Here is a 19,993-nt window from a genome sequence, read left to right as displayed (position 1 = left end):
TTATGAAGATTGATGTTAGAAATGTTAGCAAACTGTATAAGCAAAAACATGCTTTAAAAAATGTATCTTTTACGATTGAAGGGCCAAAAATCATCGGTTTTTTAGGTCATAATGGCGCTGGTAAAACAACATTTTTAAATTTATTAGCAGGGCTTATTCCTACAACTGAAGGGCATATACGTATCAATGGCGAGAATGTTTTCAATGCCCCTGCTATATTGCGTAACATTTGTTTTGTTGCAGAGAGTGGCAATTTTCAAGAAGATATGACGATCGCACAATGTTTAAAGACTAATCGTTTTTTCTATCCAAAGTGGGATGAACAGCTTGCAAATGAGCTTCTTCAAGTATTTGCCCTTAATCCAAAAGAAAAAGTGCGCAATTTATCTAAAGGGATGGTATCTGCACTCGGTATTATTACAGGGTTTGCTAGTCATGCTGCCATTACCATTTTCGATGAGCCCTATATCGGCTTAGACGTAGCTGCCCGCAATACATTTTATGATTTATTAATTGATCAACAAATAGAACATCCAAGGCTATTCCTTTTATCGACGCATTTAATAGATGAAGCAAGTGAATTGTTTGAAGAAATCCTTATTCTGCAAGAAGGTGAGTTATTGCTGCAAAAAACGGCGGAGCAATGGGATCAGTATATTGTTGCAGTAAAAGGAAATGCTCAAGATGTTGAACGCGCAATACTAGACTTAGAAGTCATTTACAAGCATATTTTTATGCATGATATGACGGCCGTTGTCTATGCCAACGGTCGTGCAATCGAAGGTCAAAATATTACATTAGAAAATGTATCTTTACAAGACCTGTTAGTGTATTTAAGTAAACAGCAGAAAGAGAGGTTAGTAAAATGAAAACAGTACAAGGTAGCTTATATGTATTTTTTCAAAGCTATAAGAAAAGTAATATTATTTTTTGGTGCATTTTGTTTGCCATTGTCCTACTGTCATTTTTTATTGATTCCTTTTTTGGACAATATATTACTTTTGCTATGACCATCTCTATACCTGTCTATATTTTTTATAGTACGATGGGGGCTAAAATTTTAAATAAAACATTGCCTTATTTTTTAAAGCTTGGCTTAAGCCGTATGCAGTATGTTTGGAACGTAGGCTTATTTTTCATCGTTTGGAGCCTTATTGGGGCATTTATAATAGCCTGTACACACAAAATGATTTCCTTCGTCTCAAATCTATTAGATTATCAAAATATGGTCATTATTCACCCTCTATTCTTTTTTAGCAGTTCGGATTCATTTTTTCTAACAATGGCGATAGATACCGTGTTACTACTACTTTGTTTAATCTCTAGCCTGCTTTTAAATGTCGTCTTTTATCGCTTCGGCACATTAGGTGGCTACAGTTTTATTGGTGTAATGGCTTTGATTCCGATAATGATGGTAATTTTCGGATGGTACTCGCCACTTTTGCTGACATTATCGAAAGCATCCACTTTGCAAATAATCAGTAGCTTACTAGGTATGATTATTATCATTTATATTGTCATCTCAAGTGCATTACGAAAAGCTCCTGCAATGCCATCATAAAACTTTGAAGGGATCGACAAAATGAAAAAAATGATTTGTAAAATTGTAGGTTTAGAACTGCTTCTTCTATTTTTTTATGTTGCCAACGGGGCTTACGTTTCTATTCAACAACCTTCTAGTCCCTTTTTGCAATTTGCTTTGTTGATTCCTTTAGCAATCGGTCTCGTTCTTTATATAATTGCCAAAAAGAAATGGCGTCATTATTTCTTTATTCCCATTAATATCGGAAATATCTTTGTCTACTCACCTATGATTTTCGTATTATGTATTATTTTATTTAGTACGAAAGGGTTAAATTTCGAATCCATTAGCGATTTATTGCTCATGTTTATCATGCAAATGTTTGTTGTTGCTTTTATTGAAGAAACAGTTTTTAGAGGCATCTTGCTGCGCTTATTGTTATCTAAGGGAACTTTTACTGCTATTTGGCTTTCTAGTATTCTTTTTGGCGTGACGCATGCATTGCAACTTATTGGGGGGCAATCGCTGGAAGATACCATTATACAGATTATTTATGCCTTTCTTGTAGGTCTCGTTCTTTCGTTACTTATAATCGATGGGCAATCTATTATTTTGACGATTGTCTTCCATGGTTTCAACAACTTCTTTAATTTTATGGGGAATGCAGAAAGTTCCATGTTAACAGCGTATCTTATCATTTTTGTACTGTTTGTTTATCTGTTATTTTTATGGAGACGTGTTAAGAAAAAGGCAGCGGTACAATCGCTGCGTAGTAGCAGTTCTGTACAAAATTTCTATCATTCCTAATAGATATTACGCATGAAAAGAGAGGATAAAAATGAAAAAAACTGCCGTACTTTTATATCCGCAATTCAGTGAATACGAATTAAGTGTAGCGTTATCGATATTAATGCAAGGGAAAAAACCTATCGTAACGATTGGCTTAAATCATCAGAAGATTATGGGAGAATCTGGTTTAACTTGTCTAGCCGATAGGCAATTAAGCGATATTAATGTAGATGAGATTGATAGTCTCTTATTACCTGGCTGTATGGATATTGGAACATTAGTAGATGAGCAAGAATTATTATATTTTATTAAAACATTGGATTTACAAGGCGCAGTCATAGCTAGTATTTCCAGTTCCCCTTATCTTTTAGCCAAGGCAGGTGTACTAAAGGATAAATACTATACAGTCGGTTTACCACTTGAAGGCATGAAACAATTGGGTGTTTTTGATCTTAGCTATTACGCCGATGAACTAATCGTTCAGGATGGTAGGATTATCACGGCTAGAGGTAGAGGTTTTATTCAATTTGGTTTAGCCTTAGGTAAAGCGTTACAGCTAGATTTTGATGCACAATGGTATAAATAACAGTGCCTGTCACCCAAACAATTTTATTTAAATACTGATGATAAAACCCATAAAAACAAAGGATAGTTCTCGCCAATAGCTTGGCTTCAGAACTATCCTTTATTAGTTACATGATACTTTTATTTAACAGCTGGATTTTTATTTCTTTTGCTGTATACGTAAATTGACAAATAGCCTAAATCCCTTTTTGACTTTTCACCATAATACTTTTTCAATTTAACATCACACGGGCAAGAAATTTCATGCTATTGGGGCGTTTAAGAGATTTAACTAGCCCTTAATAGGCATACAAATAGACCATTTAGTCTTACATCTCATATGTTAATTATGAACCACAACTTATCAAAACAGGAGGTAATAACATGTTTAATCGTAAGCGTCACCATGGAAGAGGACCACAATGCTGCCCACCACAAACAATGCCAACACAATTTGACCCACCACAATTTTTACCGCCAGAGCAATATGTACGCACAAATTACATTCATACAGTTGTACCACACGTTCAACCTGCACATATTACAACAGTGAACAAACATATTATCGATCATCAATACTACTTCCCATGCACAGAGAACGTAGTAAATGAATGCTGTGAAAATCATACACTATGTGGTATGCCACATAATCACTGCCATATGCCACAACAACACATGGGTCACCATAAACATATGGGCATGGGGTATTAATTTGTATGCGATGAGACTTTTGATGTCTCATCGCTTTTCTTATATAACTAACATTATTTTTCGCCTGCTGTTTTTACCTGGTTCCGACCTGCTTGCTTAGCAAGATACAATGCTCCATCTGCCGCTTCAATCAATGCTTCTGTCGTACTAGCCATTTTAGGATACTCTGCAACTCCCGCTGATAGCGTTACTGGACGACCACAAGGACTGTTCGAATTTGCTAACTGTTGTCTTAAATTTTCCGCTACAACGGCTGCTTCTTCAACAGTCGTATTAGGTAATAGAATAATAAATTCCTCACCGCCATAACGACAACAAATATCGTTTTCTCGTGCCACTGCTTTCATTTTTTTGGCTAAATATTGTAATACTTTATCTCCCACTGCATGGACATAGGTATCGTTGACGCTCTTGAAATGATCCAAATCGAGTAAAATAATTGAATGCATCAATTGATTTTTCTCCCATTCAGATAGCGTAGCATCCATTGTTCGTCGGTTTGTGACCCCAGTTAAAGGGTCGGTTGTCGACTGATCTTTAAAATAGGAAACTTGCCCTTGCAAAAAGGACAAACTTCGAATAAGTGCACTCTTTAAATAATATGCTTCAAAATACCAACTGCGTACGGACTTTAACCCTTCAACACTTCTCGAATCTAAGCTCTCTTCTGTTAATGTTGCTAACTGCTGCAACGGGCGGGCAATTCGCGCTGCGGTCCATAATAAAACAAAAATCGACAAAAGCATAAGCGGTATTGCATTAATTGCTACTTCTTGTACTCGATCAAACGAAGGCTCTAGCGCTACCTCTAATGGTCGTTGAGAAATGACACCCCAACCAGTTATCGGTACTACACTATATCCAGCCAACATTTCAATATTTTTAGTATTCGTGACTAGCTGTGCACCATTTTTTCCTGATACTACTGCTTTCACTACTTTATTTTCCATTACAACATCATTGATGCGACTTGGATCTTGATGGTAGATAATACGTCCATCTGCATCTACTACAAACACATAAGAACCGTCATTATAATAATGCTCCCCTAACAGCAAATTAAATACATTATGTTCTTTTAAATAAATTGTACCTGCTACCATTCCCAAGTATTCGTTCTGCGCTGAAAATATAGGATAGGAGATAAAAATAATTAGTCTCCCTGTAATCCCTTTATACGGTTTCGATACGAGAGGCGTTTTTTTGGATAATGCCTCTTTCCCTCCTACAGAGGTCAAATACTTTCCTTTTACATCTACAGAAGGTGGTGAAACTGACAGTACTAGACCATCGGCATTCGACACTATAACGGAGTTAAACATATTATTTTGCATTTTCAAACGGTCTGTTTCTTTATCCAATGCTGCTTCATCGCCCATAATTGATTCCATATGATCTGCGCTGTAACCTAAAATTTGAAAGGCTTCTTCTAAGTAGGCGCTTGCGGTAGTTGCCAATTTTTGAGCATATACACGATTTGTTTCAAGTGAATTTTCCTTGATGGAATCCACATTCATACGATAACCACTCCATATGCTACCGATGCTTGTGAAAAAAAACGCTGCCATAGCTAAACCCATTATTAAATGTTTTAGCCTCAACTGTCTTGATTTCATTGTCTTCTTTTACTCCTATTTATGTATTTTGACTAGCTATTACTTAAGTTAAAAGACGCATATTTCTTAATCTATTAAAACACATATATCATTTTATTTTACAATTTATTTGTATATATTTAAAGTTATTGTAAAAGCATTGTCAAAGGCCTATATATTTATTGAAAAGCAAAACTATTATCATAATTTGGACATAAAAAATTACTATAACCTTAGTTATAAATTTTATTGTCAGTATATTTTCGTATTTTTTAATAAGTATTTGCTGATAACACTTTAAGTAATTGCTAAATTAAGCTTTCTATCGGAATTGCCAGATAAGAGCTGCACTTTCCCCTTCGTCGGCACTTATCATTCAATTATATAATAATCCCTTGATTATTTGCGGGAAAAATCTCATTGAAAAAATAAGCGCAAAAAAGACTATTTACAATCATCATTGCAAATAGTCTCTTTCTATTATATTTCTCCTTTTCGTACATGCTCAATTAATCTTTCAAGGTATTGTATGGAGCCCTGTATTCTAAAATTCGCATAATCGCTAACAAATTCAGCCAGCACTTCTACTCCTGGTTTCATAAACTGTTGTCTATCTGAATTAAAGAGATTATCCCATTTTGAATGCATCGCGTTTAACTTTTTTTCTAAAATATGAATAACCCGATCGCGGTCAACATGTTTGATATTGGCTAAACCAATAACCATATCACCAATTGTGTTTGCATTTTCAAGTGATTTATAAATCTTTTTTGGCAAGGCTTCGCGTCCTTTTTCCGTTATAGCAAAAACGTGCTTATCTGGTCGATTATCTTCTTTTATAACTTCTTTCGTCTCAATTAGTCCTTGCTTCGCTAACGATTCAAAATGATAGTATAACTTACTTTCCGTCAAACCATTAATTGAGTCAAGAGACTGTAATTCAGAAATTTGTTTTTTTAAATTATAAGGATAATTATCTTCTTCCATAAGCTTGCTAAGAATGAAAATTTGAATTGCCATTATTTCAGCTCCTTAGGCAAATATTAGTTCCATTTTATCAAAACTAATGATTTACTTCATCAGAATTTTAAGTGCATATTTCTTTGCTCTATTGTTCTACAGTTATTGGTAGGGGTTTATGAAGCATCCAAACGATCAGTACATTTATAACCATCGCTACAAATCCAACTGTTGTTAATCCTAAAATAAAAGGTGTGGCACTAATACTACCAAAAATATTGCTAAAGTATGCTTGAACAGAATAATACATTGGTGAAATATGGCTAATCCACTCATACGGTAAATACATCATTTCACGAGATATTGTTGCACCGTTAGCGATTGTCTGAATTAATAAAATTGGAATGTTTAAAATCATTCCTGCTTCCCCAATTAATAACACAACAACCGCATTGAAGTTAAAGCATGCCCAATAAATTAAAATTTGTTGTCCTAATATTTGGAAGAACACATCAGTTCCCGATAAATCATTGATAGCAAATGACATGCCCGTTGAAACAAGCCCAGCCAAAATACCAATGAGTATCGCTGTTAATTGCATATAAACGAATAAACGTGTTTTCGTTGCTTTCCCACGATTTGCTTTAAACGCTCCCACTAATTGCATTGCGCCAATCATAGCACCTACATAAAGCGCCATCGTTAAAAACATTGGTAGCATATTGTTATGCATGCCGTCTGGCACATCATTAATTGTCTCGATATTTCCTACATAGCTATTTTCAATTTGCTCTGCTAATTTGGCTGCTTGCTCTTGTGGTAAATGTAAGTTCATTAAAATCCCTTGCGCTGTTTGTTGTGAAAACTGTGCACTTAGTTGCTCATTTATTTGCATAACAATTTGTTGCATAGAGGACGATACAGCGGTTGCACTTGCTTCGTTAATGGAGAAATCGATGCTTGATGAAACATCTCCTTTTTGTAAATCAGCAGAAAATGTCTCTGGAATGTGAACGACTAACGCTAAGTCGTTTTTCTCTAAATCTTTTAATGCCTCTTTAATAGTAATATCTGTTTCAATATCCTTAAATGGAAGCTGTTCAGTTAAGCTATCAGCTATTTGGGCACCATATTCCCCTTTATCATCATTAATAATCGCAATTGGTAATGCATCAATATTGCCTGGTATCGCTGTGTAACCTGGTAGGAAGATACCCAACATACATACAGCATAAAAGATCCCCATAAAAATAGAGCCCTTGGCACCTTTCGTTTTTAAAAATTCTTTAAACTTCATTTAATTAGTACTTCCTTTCTACGAACACCTAGTCTATTTATATTCTAAACAAAGTAGTTTAATTTAAGTAGTTTAATTAAACCGTGAGTGTAATTTTACAAAAATACTGTTTACTTTGCAATAAATAAAGATAGCCGACTATCATTAATTTTTATTTTTTGTCCAAACTGTGAAGTAGAAAATGGCATATTATCAACATTACAAAAAGTTAAACACACATCGCGCAACAAAAAAGCATTGCAGTTAAAAACTGCAATGCTTTTTTATAGTGTATAGCACCCATAGGCATTACCTATTCATCTCGTTAAATAAATCATAGCCATAAAATAAAAATTTTAATTTTACTTTTATAATACATTGTTCAATTCTTCTATTTTTTTCTTCTTCAGAATACTCCATTTGCATTTTTACACAAACACCTAAATCAATCCACTTGATTATTTCTTGTTCGTTATCCCAATAGATATGTTCTAGTTTAAAATCAAAATCATATCGATTGACACTCATCATTTCCTTTTTGGCTTTAATCAATTGATTAAGAATTTTTCTTAATTCTTCAAGACTTATACCTTCTTTTAGCATCTCTAAAAGCGTTTTACCTTTTGCTTTTTCTATAAATAAATAATCTCTTTTTTTATAAGCGAACATCTTAGGAAAATATGGACTATCATGTAACTCCAGCAAAGCACAAATATCATTATCGCCTTTTCCGTCTGGTAATAACTTCTTTAATATAATTTCTTGTTCTTTATCCTCAAAAACAATGGAACGTCTTCTAGAATTTTGTATAATTTTCACATCTTTATTTAACACTCTTTTAAAGTTATATAAGTAAATTGAATTCTTACTTTCTTTCGGTAGCTTATGAAAAAATTTTGTTATTTGCACAGTCAATGCTCCTTTCATCCATAAAAAAATTTTAAAAAATATTTGGTTATTATTCAATAATTGACAAAAATGTTTTTTAAAATAATTAAATACTATATTTTAGGAGTGTCAAAATAGCTGTGGACAGTTTGTGGGCTTGACAAAAGGATTTGTGGGCAAAAAAAAACGTTGGAGCCCATGAGCTCCAACGTTTTTTGATTAATACATTTTTAAATATTGGTCGCGTTCCCATTGGTGTACAGTTGTACGGTACATATCGAACTCGATTTCTTTTGCTTCTTTGAAGTTTGCGTAAATGTGTTCACCTAAAGCTGATTGAGCCACTTTATCTTGTGCAAGTAATGTTAACGCATCGTCTAGTGCTGGTGGTAAATTCGCAATACCGTTTGCTTTGCGTTCTTCTTCTGTCATTACATAGATATTGCGGTTAATCGCTGCAGGTGGCGTTAATTGTTGACGGATACCTTCTAGACCCGCTTCTAAAATAACAGCCATCGCTAAATATGGGTTTGCTGAAGGATCCACTGAACGTACTTCTACACGAGTTGAAAGTCCGCGTGCAGACGGGATACGAATAAGTGGTGAACGGTTTTGTGCAGACCATGCAACATAACATGGCGCTTCATAACCTGGAACTAAACGCTTATAAGAGTTTACTGTTGGGTTTGTTACGGCTGTGAATCCTTGTACGTGTGCAAGAACACCTGCCATAAATTGCATTGCTGTTTCAGAAAGACCTAGCTCTGTAGATTCATCGTAGAATGCATTTTCTTTCCCTTTAAATAAAGATACGTTGAAGTGCATACCAGAGCCTGCTTCACCGAACAATGGTTTTGGCATAAATGTAGCATGTAGACCGTGTTTACGTGCAATTGTTTTAACAACTAGTTTGAATGTTTGGATGTTGTCACAAGCTGTAATAGCATCTGCATATTTAAAGTCGATTTCATGTTGACCTGGTGCTACTTCATGGTGTGAAGCTTCGATTTCAAAGCCCATTTCTTCAAGCTCTAACACGATATCACGACGACAGTTTTCACCTAAATCTGTAGGCGCTAAGTCAAAATAACCACCGTGGTCATTTACTTCTAATGTAGGTTCACCTTTTGCATCTAATTTGAATAAGAAGAATTCTGGCTCAGGTCCTAAGTTGAAGCTTGTGAAGCCCATATCTTCCATTTTTTTAAGGATACGTTTTAAGTTGTTACGTGGGTCACCAGCGAATGGTTCGCCTTTTGCAGTGTATACGTCACAGATGAAACGTGCTACTTTCCCTTTTTCTGAAGTCCAAGGGAACACTACGAAAGAATCTAAATCAGGATATAAATACATATCCGATTCTTCAATACGCACGAAGCCTTCAATGGACGAGCCATCGAACATCATTTTGTTTTCTAGTGCTTTGTCTAGTTGACTAACAGGAATTTCAACGTTTTTAATAGTACCTAGAATATCCGTAAATTGTAAACGAATGAAACTTACATTTTTCTCCTCGATTAAACGCTTGATGTCGTCTTTTGTGTATTTACCCACAGTTTTCCACACTCCTATAAATTGTCTTGCTTATATCATTACCCTACCCTACTAAAAAAATAATAAACTGATTGTAATTTGAACCATTTCGTATTTATTTTAATAGAATCGGGATAAATCCCCACGTCGGATGGATGATTTTTGCATGCGCTGCGCTTGACGCATTTCTTCGCGCATAATCCGACGTAATTCTGTGTCGGTTAAATCTGGTTCTTCAGCGGCAATAGGATCTGATTTTTTGGCAAATATTTTTTTAATCTTCGCCATATTCATGCCCTGCTCCAAGTAATCTTTTATTTCAAGAAGTATATCGACGTCATTTAATGAAAACATACGACGATTGCCTTCTGTTCGGTGTGGCTCAATTAAATGGTGTTCTTCATAATAACGAATTTGGCGTGCCGAAAGCTCGGTCAATTGCATCACGATACTCATAGATAATAACGGCATAGTTCGTCTAATTTCACGACTCATTTAAGTCCCCCCAATACCCGCTTATCATATAACGAAAAAAATTCACTGTCAACAAAGATGTCAGGTTTCCTAACATGGTTTTTTAATTTTTTTTAGAATTGATGCAAAATTGTTAAAAACTAGTCAAAATACCTGAACGAAACATACACTTTTACAGTTTATCTATTTATATTAGAGATAAGCCCCATCACTAAACTGTAATGTAGTTAATAAAGTTTATTTTTGTAAGCCTTGAACTGCACTACAAATAGCAAATTTCACGTGCTCATATGTCAAGCCACCTTGAATAAATGCTGTAAACGGTGGACGAATTGGACCGTCTGCTGTCAGTTCAATACTCGAACCTTGAATAAATGTGCCTGCCGCCATAATAACATCATCCTCGTAGCCTGGCATATAAGCAGGTTCTGGTGCATAATGCGCATTAATTGGCGAGTTGGCTTGAATTTCACGACAGAAAGCAACCATTTGCTCGGCTGTATTAAACGATACCGATTGAATTAAATCTGTACGTTCAGCATGATAACTTGGGAACGTCGTCATGCCTACTTCCTCTAACATAGCCGCTGTGAAAATCGCACCTTTTAATGCTTGGCTGACTACATGTGGTGCTAGGAAAAAGCCTTGGTAAAAGTCACCTAGCGTATTTAATGTAGCGCCTGCCTCCGCACCAATTCCTGGTGATGTCATACGATATGCACATTTTTCTACTAAGTCAGCTCGACCTGCAATATAACCACCTATTTTAGCTAAACCGCCACCTGGATTTTTAATAAGCGAACCAGCCATTAAATCCGCACCTACTTCTGTAGGTTCTTGTGCTTCCACAAATTCTCCATAGCAGTTATCTACAAATATAATAGCATTGGGTGCTAATTCCCGTACCTTGGCACACATTTCTGCAATTTGCGAAATCGTAAAGGACGGACGTGATGCATAGCCTTTTGAACGTTGAATGGCTATCATTTTTGTGTTCGGTGTTATGGCTGCAGCGACTGCCGACCAGTCAACCGTTTCGTTATCGATTAAATCTACATGTCGATAACCAATTTTATAGTCCTTTAGCGAGCCCGTATCTTTGTCTCCTCCATCGACAATCGACTGTAATGTGTCATATGGTTGACCTGATATATAAAGCAATTCATCACCTGGTCGTAACACGCCGAATAGACTAAGCGTAATTGCATGTGTTCCAGATATGATTTGAGGACGAACAATTGCCGCCTCTGCTCCAAAAACTTCCGCATACACACGTTCAAGATTGTCACGGCTCTCATCATCATAGCCATAGCCATTGGATGGATGTAAATGAAAATCGCTCACTTGATGCGTTCTAAATGCTGAAAGGACTTTTTGCTGGTTGAAGAACGCCATATTTTCTACTTTCGTATGATATGGGCGGACTCTTTCTTCAATTTTTTCCGCTAATGCTAACGTTTCTGCTGTTAAATGGGTTGTAAAAGTCATTGTTTTCGTCTCCGTTTCAAATTGTTCTTTCCTATCTTATCAATTTGTTTGCAACCCTGCAAAAAATGCTATTGTGTCTAGCTGTTAAATACGCTAAGCTAAGGGGCGGACTTACTACAAATTATTCTCGTTTAAGGAGGGAAAGTGATGGCTTGGGAAGTTTTTAGCATAATTGGGACAATTGCCTTCGCTATTTCCGGGGCAATAATTGCAATGGAAGAAGAATACGATTTATTCGGTGTATATATACTTGGCATTGTAACTGCATTCGGTGGCGGTGCCATTCGTAATTTACTTATCGGTTTACCAGTTACAACGTTGTGGGGACAGGATATGATGTTTCAAATTGCAATCGCTGCCATTACGATATTTTTTATTTTTCCTCATCATCTTATACAGCATTGGCATCGTTGGGGCAATTTTACAGATGCTATAGGCTTATCGGCTTTTGCTATACAAGGGGCATTATATGCAGTGAAGCTCAATATGCCCATTAGTGCGGTTATTGTAGCCGCAGTCTTAACTGGTTCAGGTGGTGGAATAGTTCGTGATTTATTGGCAGGACGTAAGCCACTCGTGCTTCGTGATGAAATCTACGGTGTCTGGGCAGCACTTGCTGGTCTACTTATTGGATTGGAATTACTAGAAGGGGATATCTTTTTATACGTGTTATTCGGGGTAATTACAATTTTACGAGTACTTTCATATATGAAGAAATGGCGCTTACCTTTGAGAAAATTGAATCGAGCTTAAGGATGTAGAACTTAGCTATTCTTGCTTTTGCAATAAATAAAAAATTAGAAGTGTTCACCTAGTTGTTGATAGCGGGTAACAACGGCATAGCAGAAAAGTGTTAGATTGATTGGGTTCAATCTAACACTTTTTCTCTTTTGCCCCAGCTTCCTTTTTGCTATAGACGATTACTCTCTAATGTTTAACTATGATTTTTCCCTATCGGCACTTAACAAATGATTACTTCTCTACCAGCCCGACAGACTCAGCTAATGTCGCCATGTTGCTCACCATAGAGCAAGCTGCGTCGAGTATTGGAAAGGCTAAAGCTGCACCAGAACCCTCTCCCAATCGCATGTTCATATGAAGCATCGGCTCCACTCCTAACAGTTCAGCAGCTATTATTGCCCCCGGTTCTTCAGAGGCATGGGAAGGAATAATATAATCTTGTACTTTCGGTTCGAGTTCATAAGCGATAAGAGCAGCGACTGTCGAAATAAAGCCATCAATTACAACGGGCTTACGATTGGCAGCAGCCGCCAGAATTACACCAGCCATCGCACCTATCTCTAACCCACCCACTTTTGCAAGTACATCAATCGCATCATGACGATTCGGTTTGTTTAAGGCAATGGCGTTTTGAATGACTTCAACTTTATGCGCAATTCCTCCTGATCCAACCCCTGCACCGAATCCTGTCACTTCTTGTGGGTGACACGCATGCAGTACGGATAAGATAGCCGCACTTGGTGTAGTATTGCCAATCCCCATTTCACCTGTACCCAGTACATTAACTCCTTGTGCTATTTCTGCCGTTGCTACTTCAATTCCTACTTCAATTGATTGAATGGCTTCTTCCCTTGTCATGGCTGGACCCTTTGCCATGTTATCCGTCCCGTATTTTATTTTTTTTATTATAACACCCGCATCGAGCGGAATTTCCTGTTTTACCCCTACGTCCACTGTTACAATTTTGGCATTCGTTATGTTTGCAATAGCACAAACACCTGTTATCCCTTTTGGAAAATTTAATGTTTGAAGAAATGTTACATCTTGCGGATTGGATGTTACGTCTTCATCACACACACCGTGATCGCCTGCACAGACAATAATTGCTTTGTTATCAATTTTAGGATAGAGCTCTCCTGTAATACCAGCCAATTGTATAGCCAGTGATTCAAGTTTTCCTAAGCTACTTGGTGGCTTGCTAAGAGAATCTATATAGTCCCTTGCTTTTTCCATTATTTCGTTATTAGCATGTTGAATCTGTTGAAGTGTTTGTTGTAATAATTGCATGTTCATTTCTCCTTTTTAAATAGCCTATTACATAAAGATTGAAATAAAAAAATGGAAAAACCTGTAGTTTATCTCATAACAAATAAACTACAGACTTTTCCATCGTCTATATCATCCGAAGCAATTAGGCAGGTCTCCTGGCTCAATTTCAACATTTTATAGAACCTTCCCAGCTATGCTAGTGGTATTCTCTATAAAACTCCGTTTTACAGTGGTGGGACCGCTAAAGATTTTCACTTTATTCCCTATTCTCCCAAAGTGGGCACCTAATGCTTTTATGTAATTACTTTAAATTTACGACAAAGTGTTTTTAGTGTCAATATTGATACTCGCATTTTAGTCCACTAAAAAACGAGGTACTTAACAAACTGACCTGTTACATACCTCGATATATCTTCTTATTTAAATTCTAATTCTCCATCATAAGCAAGCATGCCACCTTCAAGGTTTGTTACGTCAAAGCCTTGTGCTTCTAAGTATGCACAAGCATTTGCAGAACGTCCACCTGCTTTACAAACGATAATATATGGTTTAGTCGTATCTAATTCATCCAAGCGCTCAGGGATTGTCCCAAGAGCAATATGTTGCGCACCAGGGATAACACCTTGTGCTACTTCATCGTCTTCTCGCACATCAATAATGTAAAGGTCTTCGTTTGCATCTAATCGTTCTAATAATTGTGTTGTATCCATCGATTTCATCTATAAAATCCTCCAATATATCAATTTCCTATTACATTATAGCGTGAACGAAAAAAAACAGCTAGTGATGTAACACTAACTGTTTCTATTTACTTTATTTATTCTTCTGCCTCTAAAAATTCGACTTGCTTTGCTGGAACGAATGTAGAAATTGCGTGTTTGTAAATGAGATGCTGTTTACTTTCAGCATCTACTAATAATACTGTAAAGTTATCATAGGATTTCACAGTTCCTTTTAACTGGAACCCGTTTAACAGAAACACAGTTACAAAAACACTGTTTTTACGTAGATGGTTCAAAAACGTATCTTGCAAATTGATTGATTTCATAGAATGCGCCTCCCCTACTCTCTTTCTACCTCTTCATTCCTATAGTAGCATGTTCTACCAATTTATCAATTAGTAATTTTTAGAAATTATTAAAGTTTTTAGTCTTTTCAAATAAAATGAATATCCATTTTATTGCGGAAATAAGTCAACTGTCTTTTCGCATAACGTCGAGAATTTTGCTTTAAATTTTCGATTGCTTCTTCTAATGTACATCTACCATCTAAGTAATCATACAATTCCTTATAACCGATCGCTTGAATCGACTGTACACCTCGAATATTTTGTTGCCATAGTCCCTGCACTTCTTGCAGTAGCCCTTTATCCATCATGACATCCACTCGGAGATTAATGCGCTCATAAAGTTCTTCGCGAGACATATTTTGACCAAGTCCTATAATTAAGTGGCGATACAATGGGATTTCTCCACGATTGTGTTCCTCTGACGCCTTTGAAACACCACTTAATTCAATCATTTCTAACGCTCGAATCACACGTCTTGTATTGTTTGGATGAATTGTTTCAGCAGTTTTCGGATCAAGTGCTGCTAACTTAGCATGCATAGCTTCTGGACCTAACTTTTCTAGCTCCTCATAATAAGCTTTACGTGCTAGGTCATCAACCTGCTCGTCTGTAAATTGAAAATCATAAAGGACTGCTTGTACATATAGGCCAGAACCTCCAACAATAATCGGTAGCTTACCACGCGCCTGTATTTCACTAATTTTAGAGCGTACTAACGCTTGGTATTCCGCTACTGAAAAGGATTCCGTTGGCTCTTTGAAGCTTAATAAGTGATGTGGCACACCTTCCATCTCTTCTTCAGTAATTTTCGCTGTACCAATATCTAAACCTTTATAAATTTGCATGGAATCGCCATTAATAATTTCACCATTGTACTTTTTGGCTAGTTCAATGCTTAGTGCTGTTTTACCTGAAGCTGTTGGCTCAACAATTGCTACGACCTCTGCTTGCTGTATTTTATTTTCTATCATACTTTTCTAACCACCGTAATAAAACTTGATGAACCGCCTGTTGATTGTCTTCATTTAAAATTTCATGTCGTTTATCTTCAAATAAATAGACAGTAACATCTTGTAATCCTGCTGCTGCAAATTGTTCAGCTACGGAATAAACACCTAGACCACTATCACCAACAGGGTCCTTGCTACCGCTGATCAATAGAATCGGCAAGTTTTTCTGTATTTTTTCAATCTCTTTTTTTCGATTCAATACCATAAAGCCAGCTGTTAAGTCAGCAAAAAATTGATTGCTTGGAATAAAGCCACAATATGGGTCGTCAATATACTTTTGCACTTCCTGCTCTACCGAACATAGCCAATCATACCCGGTTTTAGGATTTGGAAACTGCTTATTAAAGCTACCAAAGCTCAACTTATTTAATAAAGGGCTCTCGGTTTCTTTACCGTGCCGCATTGCGAATACTTGCGCAACATAATGTCCTATCCTATGCAACGCTGAAACACTTCCTGTTCCACAAAGAATAACGTTAGCAACATTTGCTCCATAAAGTTGAATATATCTTCTAGCAATAAAGGACCCCATACTATGCCCGAATACCATTAAAGGCACATCTGCAAATTGAGCATGTATAGCCATCATGACTTCATGCGCATCTTCCACAACCCGATCAAAACCATTTTTTTCAGCGAAAAAGCCTAATGTGCCATTATAACCTGCCGTCTCCCCATGCCCGCGCTGATCATGCATGGACACGGCATAGCCAGCCGCACAAAGAATTTGTGCAAAGTTTACGTAACGACCGCTATGCTCTGCCATACCATGTAAAATATGAAAATGTCCCTTACAGGGAATAGTCGGCGTCAAAATTCGTGTAAACACAAAATGTCCATCAGACATTTTCATATAACGCTCCATCTTTTACACCTCCACATTAGGAAAACTTGTCGCATCTAGAATCGCTTGTTCTAATTGAGCAATATAAGTATTTCTTTGTGACTCTGAATAATGTAAACGCTGCTGCATCACTTGCACTACTTGTTGTTTATAACGTTTCACTGCATCAATATCAAAGTATAGCAAGCCTGTACGACGTATAAAGAAATCACAAGGTGTATATACCATTTCCGCTTCTATGCCGTATAGTAGCATCGCATGTAAAGCGAGGGGCATCGTACTTCCATGCTCATGTAAATATTTTACCTGATCAAATAATGCGTCAACATTGGTACCGTATTTTTGCACTAAATGCTTCGCCTCATCATAATTCAGTCCATATTGAACACCTTCTCTTGCTTTATAGGCAGTATAGTCTGGGAAATTAATCGCATTAATGCCCTTTGCTCCAGAAAGCGACAACTCACGTGTCATACATGGACTTGCATGCTTAAATTTATGTGTTTTCACAATTTTATCAACGATCGTTTCAGCCATTTGACGATAGCCTGTTAGCTTGCCACCTGCAATGGTCATCAAGCCGCTTGATGCTGTCCATATTTCATCTTTACGCGAAATTTCAGAAGGATTTTTGCCTTTTTCAAAAATAAGGGGACGTACACCTGCCCAAGAAGATTCTATTGTATCTCTTGTAATTTCGGCTGTAGGGAATACTGTTTTAGCAGCCTCAATTAAATAATCTACATCTTGTTGTGTGGCAGTAGGATGTATTGGATCGCCTTCATAAACTGTATCTGTTGTTCCTATATATGTTTTGCCATCTCGTGGAATAGCGAAAGCCATACGGCCATCTGGAATATCGAAATAAACGGCTTGTTGCAATGGGAAATCCTTTTGACTAAGAACGATATGGACACCCTTTGTTAAACGTAATTGTTTTTTATCTGTTTGCTTATCTTTATGACGTACTTCATCTACCCAAGGGCCAGTAGCATTGACGATTTGCGCAGCATGTACTTCCACTGTTTTTCCAGTGATATGGTCTTTTACTTTTGCCCCAATCAGCTTTTTCTTGCTATATAAAAACTCTGTCATTTCTGTATAGTTTACACAAAGCGCGCCATATTCAACCGCTTTTTTTAGCACTTCAATTGTTAAACGTGCATCGTCAGTCCGATACTCTACATAATAGCCACCGCCAACTAGCTCATCGCGCTTTAAAAGCGGTTCTAGTGTGGCTGTTTCTTGTGCACTTAGCATCGTGCGACGTTCTTGTTTTTTGACACCTGCTAGTCTGTCATAAACCTTTAACGCCACCGAAGTCGTAAATGGTCCAAGTGTACCGTGCTTATATAAAGGTAACAGCATCTTTTCAGGTGTCGTTACATGAACAGCATTGTCATATACAATTTCACGTTCACGCCCAACTTCTGCCACTACCCCTACATCAAATTGTTTTAAATAACGAAGACCTCCGTGAATAAGCTTTGTTGAACGGCTAGAAGTACCCGCCGCAAAGTCTTGCTTGTCAATTAGTGCAACTGATAAGCCTCTCGACGCCGCATCAAGTGCAATCCCCGCACCCGTAATGCCACCTCCAATGACTAATACGTCAAAGCTATACTGCTCTAAATAATCCATAATTTTAGGACGATGCTCAAATGAAAACATACTTTCTCCCCCATTAGCTATGATTTGAATAAACGTGTAGCCTCCACAGCTCTCTGCCAGCCTGCATAGAAAATCTTACTTTGCTCTACAGTCATTTTCGGTTGATAGGTTTGCCCGTTAACCCACAATGCTGTTAAAGCCTCTTTATTTGGCCAAAAGTTCGTTGCTAGCCCAGCTAAATAGGCTGCCCCGAGCGCAGTCGATTCATTAAGCTTTGCTAGCTCTACCTTTAACTGCAAAATATCACTTTGGAACTGCATTAATAGACCATTACTGACAGCGCCACCATCTACTCGCAACACTTCAATTGGTGTGCCCGCCGCTTCTTCCATTGCATCAAGAACATCTTTCGTCTGGTAAGCTAGTGATTCAAGTGTTGCGCGGATAAAATGTTCTTTCGAAGTACCACGCGTTAAACCAAAAATAGCCCCGCGTGCATCGGTATCCCAGTATGGCGTGCCTAACCCTACAAATGCAGGAACTACGTAAACACCATCGGTATCAGCTACCTTTGTGGCATATTTTTCAGAGTCCTTTGCGGTACGAATCATGCGAAGCCCATCACGTAACCACTGAATAGCTGATCCTGCCACAAAGACACTGCCTTCTAACGCATAGGTTACCTTCCCATCAATGCCCCAAGCAATCGTTGTCAACAAACCATTTTCAGAATGTACCGCTTGGTCACCCGTATTTAATAACATAAAACAACCGGTACCGTACGTATTTTTAGCCATGCCTTTTGCAAAGCATGTTTGACCGAAAAGAGCGGCTTGCTGGTCACCGGCAATTCCTGCAATTGGAATTTCTTCACCAAAAAATATACTTGGTGCCGTTTTCGTATAAATTTCTGACGAGTTTTTCACTTCTGGCAGCATCGACATTGGAATATTTAAAAGTTCGCAAAGTTCTGCGTCCCATGTTAGTTCATGGATATTATAAAGTAAAGTCCTTGCCGCATTCGAATAATCCGTAATATGTGCCCTTCCTTTTGATAATCGCCAAACAATCCACGAATCAATCGTACCGAACAGTAAATCACCTTGTTCTGCCTTGGCACGTGCACCATCAACATTGTCTAAAATCCATTTAATTTTTGTTGCGGAGAAATAAGGGTCCAGTCGTAATCCTGTTTTTTGCTGAAACATACTTTCATGGCCCTGTTCCTTCAACGCTGTCACGATGTCTTGTGTTTGCCTTGATTGCCAAACGATTGCATTGTAGACAGGCTGGCCCGTCTGTTTATCCCAAACAACCGTCGTTTCTCGCTGATTTGTAATGCCAATTGCGTGTACTTCGCTTGCTTCATGTCCACTTTCTGTTAACACAGCTGCGATAACAGCGAGTACTGAACCCCATATCTCATTGGCGTTATGCTCAACCCAGCCAGCCTTTGGAAAATACTGTTGAAATTCCTTTTGTGCCACATGGACAATTTCACCTTTATGATCAAATAATATCGCTCTTGAACTTGTTGTTCCTTGATCGATTGCTAAAATAAATTCACCCATTTATTCCCCTCCTTAGGTTTTCACACCACGCTCGAAATCGCTGTAGGCTTCTTTTAAGGATATTGGTTACAATACGAA

General features: G+C 37.4%; 20 protein-coding genes and 1 riboswitch. Of the genes, 6 read left to right on the top strand and 14 right to left on the bottom strand.

From position 1 onward, the window contains the following. Positions 1 to 2: 2 nt before the first annotated feature. The 5 genes from LO754_RS05430 to LO754_RS05410 all read left to right on the top strand — a co-directional run bounded on the left by LO754_RS05430 (position 3) and on the right by LO754_RS05410 (position 3,586). A complete protein-coding gene (locus LO754_RS05430) occupies positions 3 to 869 on the top strand; it encodes an ABC transporter ATP-binding protein (RefSeq protein ID WP_231785734.1) in 867 nt (288 codons plus the stop codon). After that, the gene (locus LO754_RS05425) at positions 866 to 1,561 is read left to right on the top strand and encodes a hypothetical protein (protein WP_108029548.1); all 696 of its coding nucleotides are present in this window, start codon (positions 866 to 868) and stop codon (positions 1,559 to 1,561) included. Before LO754_RS05430 ends, LO754_RS05425 begins: the two co-directional genes overlap by 4 nt. 21 nt (positions 1,562 to 1,582) lie before the next feature. Beyond that, positions 1,583 to 2,329 carry a CPBP family intramembrane glutamic endopeptidase gene (locus LO754_RS05420; protein ID WP_229388825.1) on the top strand — a complete coding sequence of 249 codons (747 nt, stop codon included), beginning with the start codon at positions 1,583 to 1,585 and terminating at the stop codon, positions 2,327 to 2,329. Between the two features lie 31 nt (positions 2,330 to 2,360). After that, positions 2,361 to 2,897, top strand: a complete 537-nt coding sequence (locus LO754_RS05415; protein WP_229388823.1) for a DJ-1/PfpI family protein — start codon at positions 2,361 to 2,363, stop codon at positions 2,895 to 2,897. Between the two features lie 362 nt (positions 2,898 to 3,259). Then, complete coding sequence (locus tag LO754_RS05410) at positions 3,260 to 3,586, top strand: CotD family spore coat protein (RefSeq protein ID WP_024361604.1); 327 nt, start codon at positions 3,260 to 3,262, stop codon at positions 3,584 to 3,586. 53 nt (positions 3,587 to 3,639) lie between these two features. On the opposite strand, the gene LO754_RS05405 is transcribed toward LO754_RS05410, so the two are convergent. The 7 genes from LO754_RS05405 to LO754_RS05375 all read right to left on the bottom strand — a co-directional run bounded on the left by LO754_RS05405 (position 3,640) and on the right by LO754_RS05375 (position 11,800). Beyond that, complete coding sequence (locus LO754_RS05405) at positions 3,640 to 5,202, bottom strand: sensor domain-containing diguanylate cyclase (protein ID WP_231785733.1); 1,563 nt, start codon at positions 5,200 to 5,202, stop codon at positions 3,640 to 3,642. Between the two features lie 459 nt (positions 5,203 to 5,661). Then, positions 5,662 to 6,201 carry a PadR family transcriptional regulator gene (locus tag LO754_RS05400; RefSeq protein ID WP_024361924.1) on the bottom strand — a complete coding sequence of 180 codons (540 nt, stop codon included), beginning with the start codon at positions 6,199 to 6,201 and terminating at the stop codon, positions 5,662 to 5,664. An 88-nt stretch (positions 6,202 to 6,289) separates the two neighbouring features. After that, on the bottom strand, positions 6,290 to 7,438 hold the full coding sequence (locus tag LO754_RS05395; RefSeq protein WP_231785732.1) for a YhgE/Pip domain-containing protein: 1,149 nt from the start codon (positions 7,436 to 7,438) through the stop codon (positions 6,290 to 6,292). 288 nt (positions 7,439 to 7,726) lie between these two features. Then, entirely contained in the window at positions 7,727 to 8,326 is a 600-nt protein-coding gene (locus LO754_RS05390; protein ID WP_231785731.1) for a hypothetical protein, read from the bottom strand. A gap of 198 nt (positions 8,327 to 8,524) precedes the next feature. Then, complete coding sequence (glnA, locus tag LO754_RS05385; RefSeq protein WP_024361926.1) at positions 8,525 to 9,859, bottom strand: type I glutamate--ammonia ligase; 1,335 nt, start codon at positions 9,857 to 9,859, stop codon at positions 8,525 to 8,527. A gap of 99 nt (positions 9,860 to 9,958) precedes the next feature. Continuing rightward, positions 9,959 to 10,333 (bottom strand): MerR family transcriptional regulator, encoded by a 375-nt coding sequence (locus LO754_RS05380; protein ID WP_024361927.1) that lies wholly within the window; start codon positions 10,331 to 10,333, stop codon positions 9,959 to 9,961. Positions 10,334 to 10,549: 216 nt separating this feature from the next. Then, on the bottom strand, positions 10,550 to 11,800 hold the full coding sequence (locus tag LO754_RS05375) for a methionine gamma-lyase family protein (RefSeq protein ID WP_231785730.1): 1,251 nt from the start codon (positions 11,798 to 11,800) through the stop codon (positions 10,550 to 10,552). Positions 11,801 to 11,947: 147 nt separating this feature from the next. On the opposite strand from LO754_RS05375, the gene LO754_RS05370 reads away from it, so the two are divergent. Beyond that, a complete protein-coding gene (locus LO754_RS05370) occupies positions 11,948 to 12,553 on the top strand; it encodes a trimeric intracellular cation channel family protein (protein WP_024361929.1) in 606 nt (201 codons plus the stop codon). Positions 12,554 to 12,772: 219 nt separating this feature from the next. Here the strand turns inward: LO754_RS05370 and cobT are convergent, their stop codons facing one another. The 7 genes from cobT to glpK form a co-directional block, all read right to left on the bottom strand. Beyond that, complete coding sequence (gene cobT / locus LO754_RS05365; protein ID WP_231785729.1) at positions 12,773 to 13,828, bottom strand: nicotinate-nucleotide--dimethylbenzimidazole phosphoribosyltransferase; 1,056 nt, start codon at positions 13,826 to 13,828, stop codon at positions 12,773 to 12,775. A 110-nt stretch (positions 13,829 to 13,938) separates the two neighbouring features. Next, positions 13,939 to 14,113, bottom strand: a riboswitch (cobalamin riboswitch). Positions 14,114 to 14,226: 113 nt separating this feature from the next. Then, complete coding sequence (locus LO754_RS05360) at positions 14,227 to 14,529, bottom strand: rhodanese-like domain-containing protein (RefSeq protein ID WP_024361931.1); 303 nt, start codon at positions 14,527 to 14,529, stop codon at positions 14,227 to 14,229. A gap of 98 nt (positions 14,530 to 14,627) precedes the next feature. Beyond that, complete coding sequence (gene hfq, locus LO754_RS05355) at positions 14,628 to 14,858, bottom strand: RNA chaperone Hfq (protein WP_024361932.1); 231 nt, start codon at positions 14,856 to 14,858, stop codon at positions 14,628 to 14,630. Between the two features lie 107 nt (positions 14,859 to 14,965). Then, positions 14,966 to 15,850 carry a tRNA (adenosine(37)-N6)-dimethylallyltransferase MiaA gene (gene miaA, locus LO754_RS05350; RefSeq protein WP_305068880.1) on the bottom strand — a complete coding sequence of 295 codons (885 nt, stop codon included), beginning with the start codon at positions 15,848 to 15,850 and terminating at the stop codon, positions 14,966 to 14,968. Then, positions 15,837 to 16,754, bottom strand: a complete 918-nt coding sequence (locus LO754_RS05345) for an alpha/beta fold hydrolase (RefSeq protein WP_024361933.1) — start codon at positions 16,752 to 16,754, stop codon at positions 15,837 to 15,839. Before LO754_RS05345 ends, miaA begins: the two co-directional genes overlap by 14 nt. A gap of 3 nt (positions 16,755 to 16,757) precedes the next feature. Then, positions 16,758 to 18,404 (bottom strand): glycerol-3-phosphate dehydrogenase/oxidase, encoded by a 1,647-nt coding sequence (locus LO754_RS05340; protein WP_025218836.1) that lies wholly within the window; start codon positions 18,402 to 18,404, stop codon positions 16,758 to 16,760. Positions 18,405 to 18,421: 17 nt separating this feature from the next. Next, a complete protein-coding gene (glpK, locus tag LO754_RS05335) occupies positions 18,422 to 19,915 on the bottom strand; it encodes a glycerol kinase GlpK (RefSeq protein ID WP_024361935.1) in 1,494 nt (497 codons plus the stop codon). Positions 19,916 to 19,993 lie beyond the last annotated feature (78 nt).

This window comes from Lysinibacillus sp. GJ-1, from assembly GCF_021166035.1.
Taxonomy (GTDB): Bacteria; Bacillota; Bacilli; order Bacillales_A; family Planococcaceae; genus Lysinibacillus; species Lysinibacillus sphaericus.
Note: the sequence above shows the minus strand (reverse complement) of the source record. Positions and strands in the feature narration are given on the sequence as shown.

Bases quoted from the DNA above. Each gene is read 5' to 3' on its own strand.
- LO754_RS05360 (WP_024361931.1), bottom strand. From the start codon at position 14,529: ATGAAATCGATGGATACAACACAATTATTAGAACGATTAGATGCAAAC.
- LO754_RS05380 (WP_024361927.1), bottom strand. From the start codon at position 10,333: ATGAGTCGTGAAATTAGACGAACTATGCCGTTATTATCTATGAGTATC.
- cobT (WP_231785729.1), bottom strand. From the start codon at position 13,828: ATGCAATTATTACAACAAACACTTCAACAGATTCAACATGCTAATAAC.
- LO754_RS05375 (WP_231785730.1), bottom strand. From the start codon at position 11,800: ATGACTTTTACAACCCATTTAACAGCAGAAACGTTAGCATTAGCGGAA.
- LO754_RS05400 (WP_024361924.1), bottom strand. From the start codon at position 6,201: ATGGCAATTCAAATTTTCATTCTTAGCAAGCTTATGGAAGAAGATAAT.
- LO754_RS05345 (WP_024361933.1), bottom strand. From the start codon at position 16,754: ATGGAGCGTTATATGAAAATGTCTGATGGACATTTTGTGTTTACACGA.
- LO754_RS05420 (WP_229388825.1), top strand. From the start codon at position 1,583: ATGAAAAAAATGATTTGTAAAATTGTAGGTTTAGAACTGCTTCTTCTA.
- hfq (WP_024361932.1), bottom strand. From the start codon at position 14,858: ATGAAATCAATCAATTTGCAAGATACGTTTTTGAACCATCTACGTAAA.
- LO754_RS05410 (WP_024361604.1), top strand. From the start codon at position 3,260: ATGTTTAATCGTAAGCGTCACCATGGAAGAGGACCACAATGCTGCCCA.
- miaA (WP_305068880.1), bottom strand. From the start codon at position 15,850: ATGATAGAAAATAAAATACAGCAAGCAGAGGTCGTAGCAATTGTTGAG.
- LO754_RS05370 (WP_024361929.1), top strand. From the start codon at position 11,948: ATGGCTTGGGAAGTTTTTAGCATAATTGGGACAATTGCCTTCGCTATT.
- LO754_RS05425 (WP_108029548.1), top strand. From the start codon at position 866: ATGAAAACAGTACAAGGTAGCTTATATGTATTTTTTCAAAGCTATAAG.
- LO754_RS05405 (WP_231785733.1), bottom strand. From the start codon at position 5,202: ATGAAATCAAGACAGTTGAGGCTAAAACATTTAATAATGGGTTTAGCT.
- LO754_RS05415 (WP_229388823.1), top strand. From the start codon at position 2,361: ATGAAAAAAACTGCCGTACTTTTATATCCGCAATTCAGTGAATACGAA.
- LO754_RS05430 (WP_231785734.1), top strand. From the start codon at position 3: ATGAAGATTGATGTTAGAAATGTTAGCAAACTGTATAAGCAAAAACAT.
- LO754_RS05395 (WP_231785732.1), bottom strand. From the start codon at position 7,438: ATGAAGTTTAAAGAATTTTTAAAAACGAAAGGTGCCAAGGGCTCTATT.
- LO754_RS05340 (WP_025218836.1), bottom strand. From the start codon at position 18,404: ATGTTTTCATTTGAGCATCGTCCTAAAATTATGGATTATTTAGAGCAG.
- glpK (WP_024361935.1), bottom strand. From the start codon at position 19,915: ATGGGTGAATTTATTTTAGCAATCGATCAAGGAACAACAAGTTCAAGA.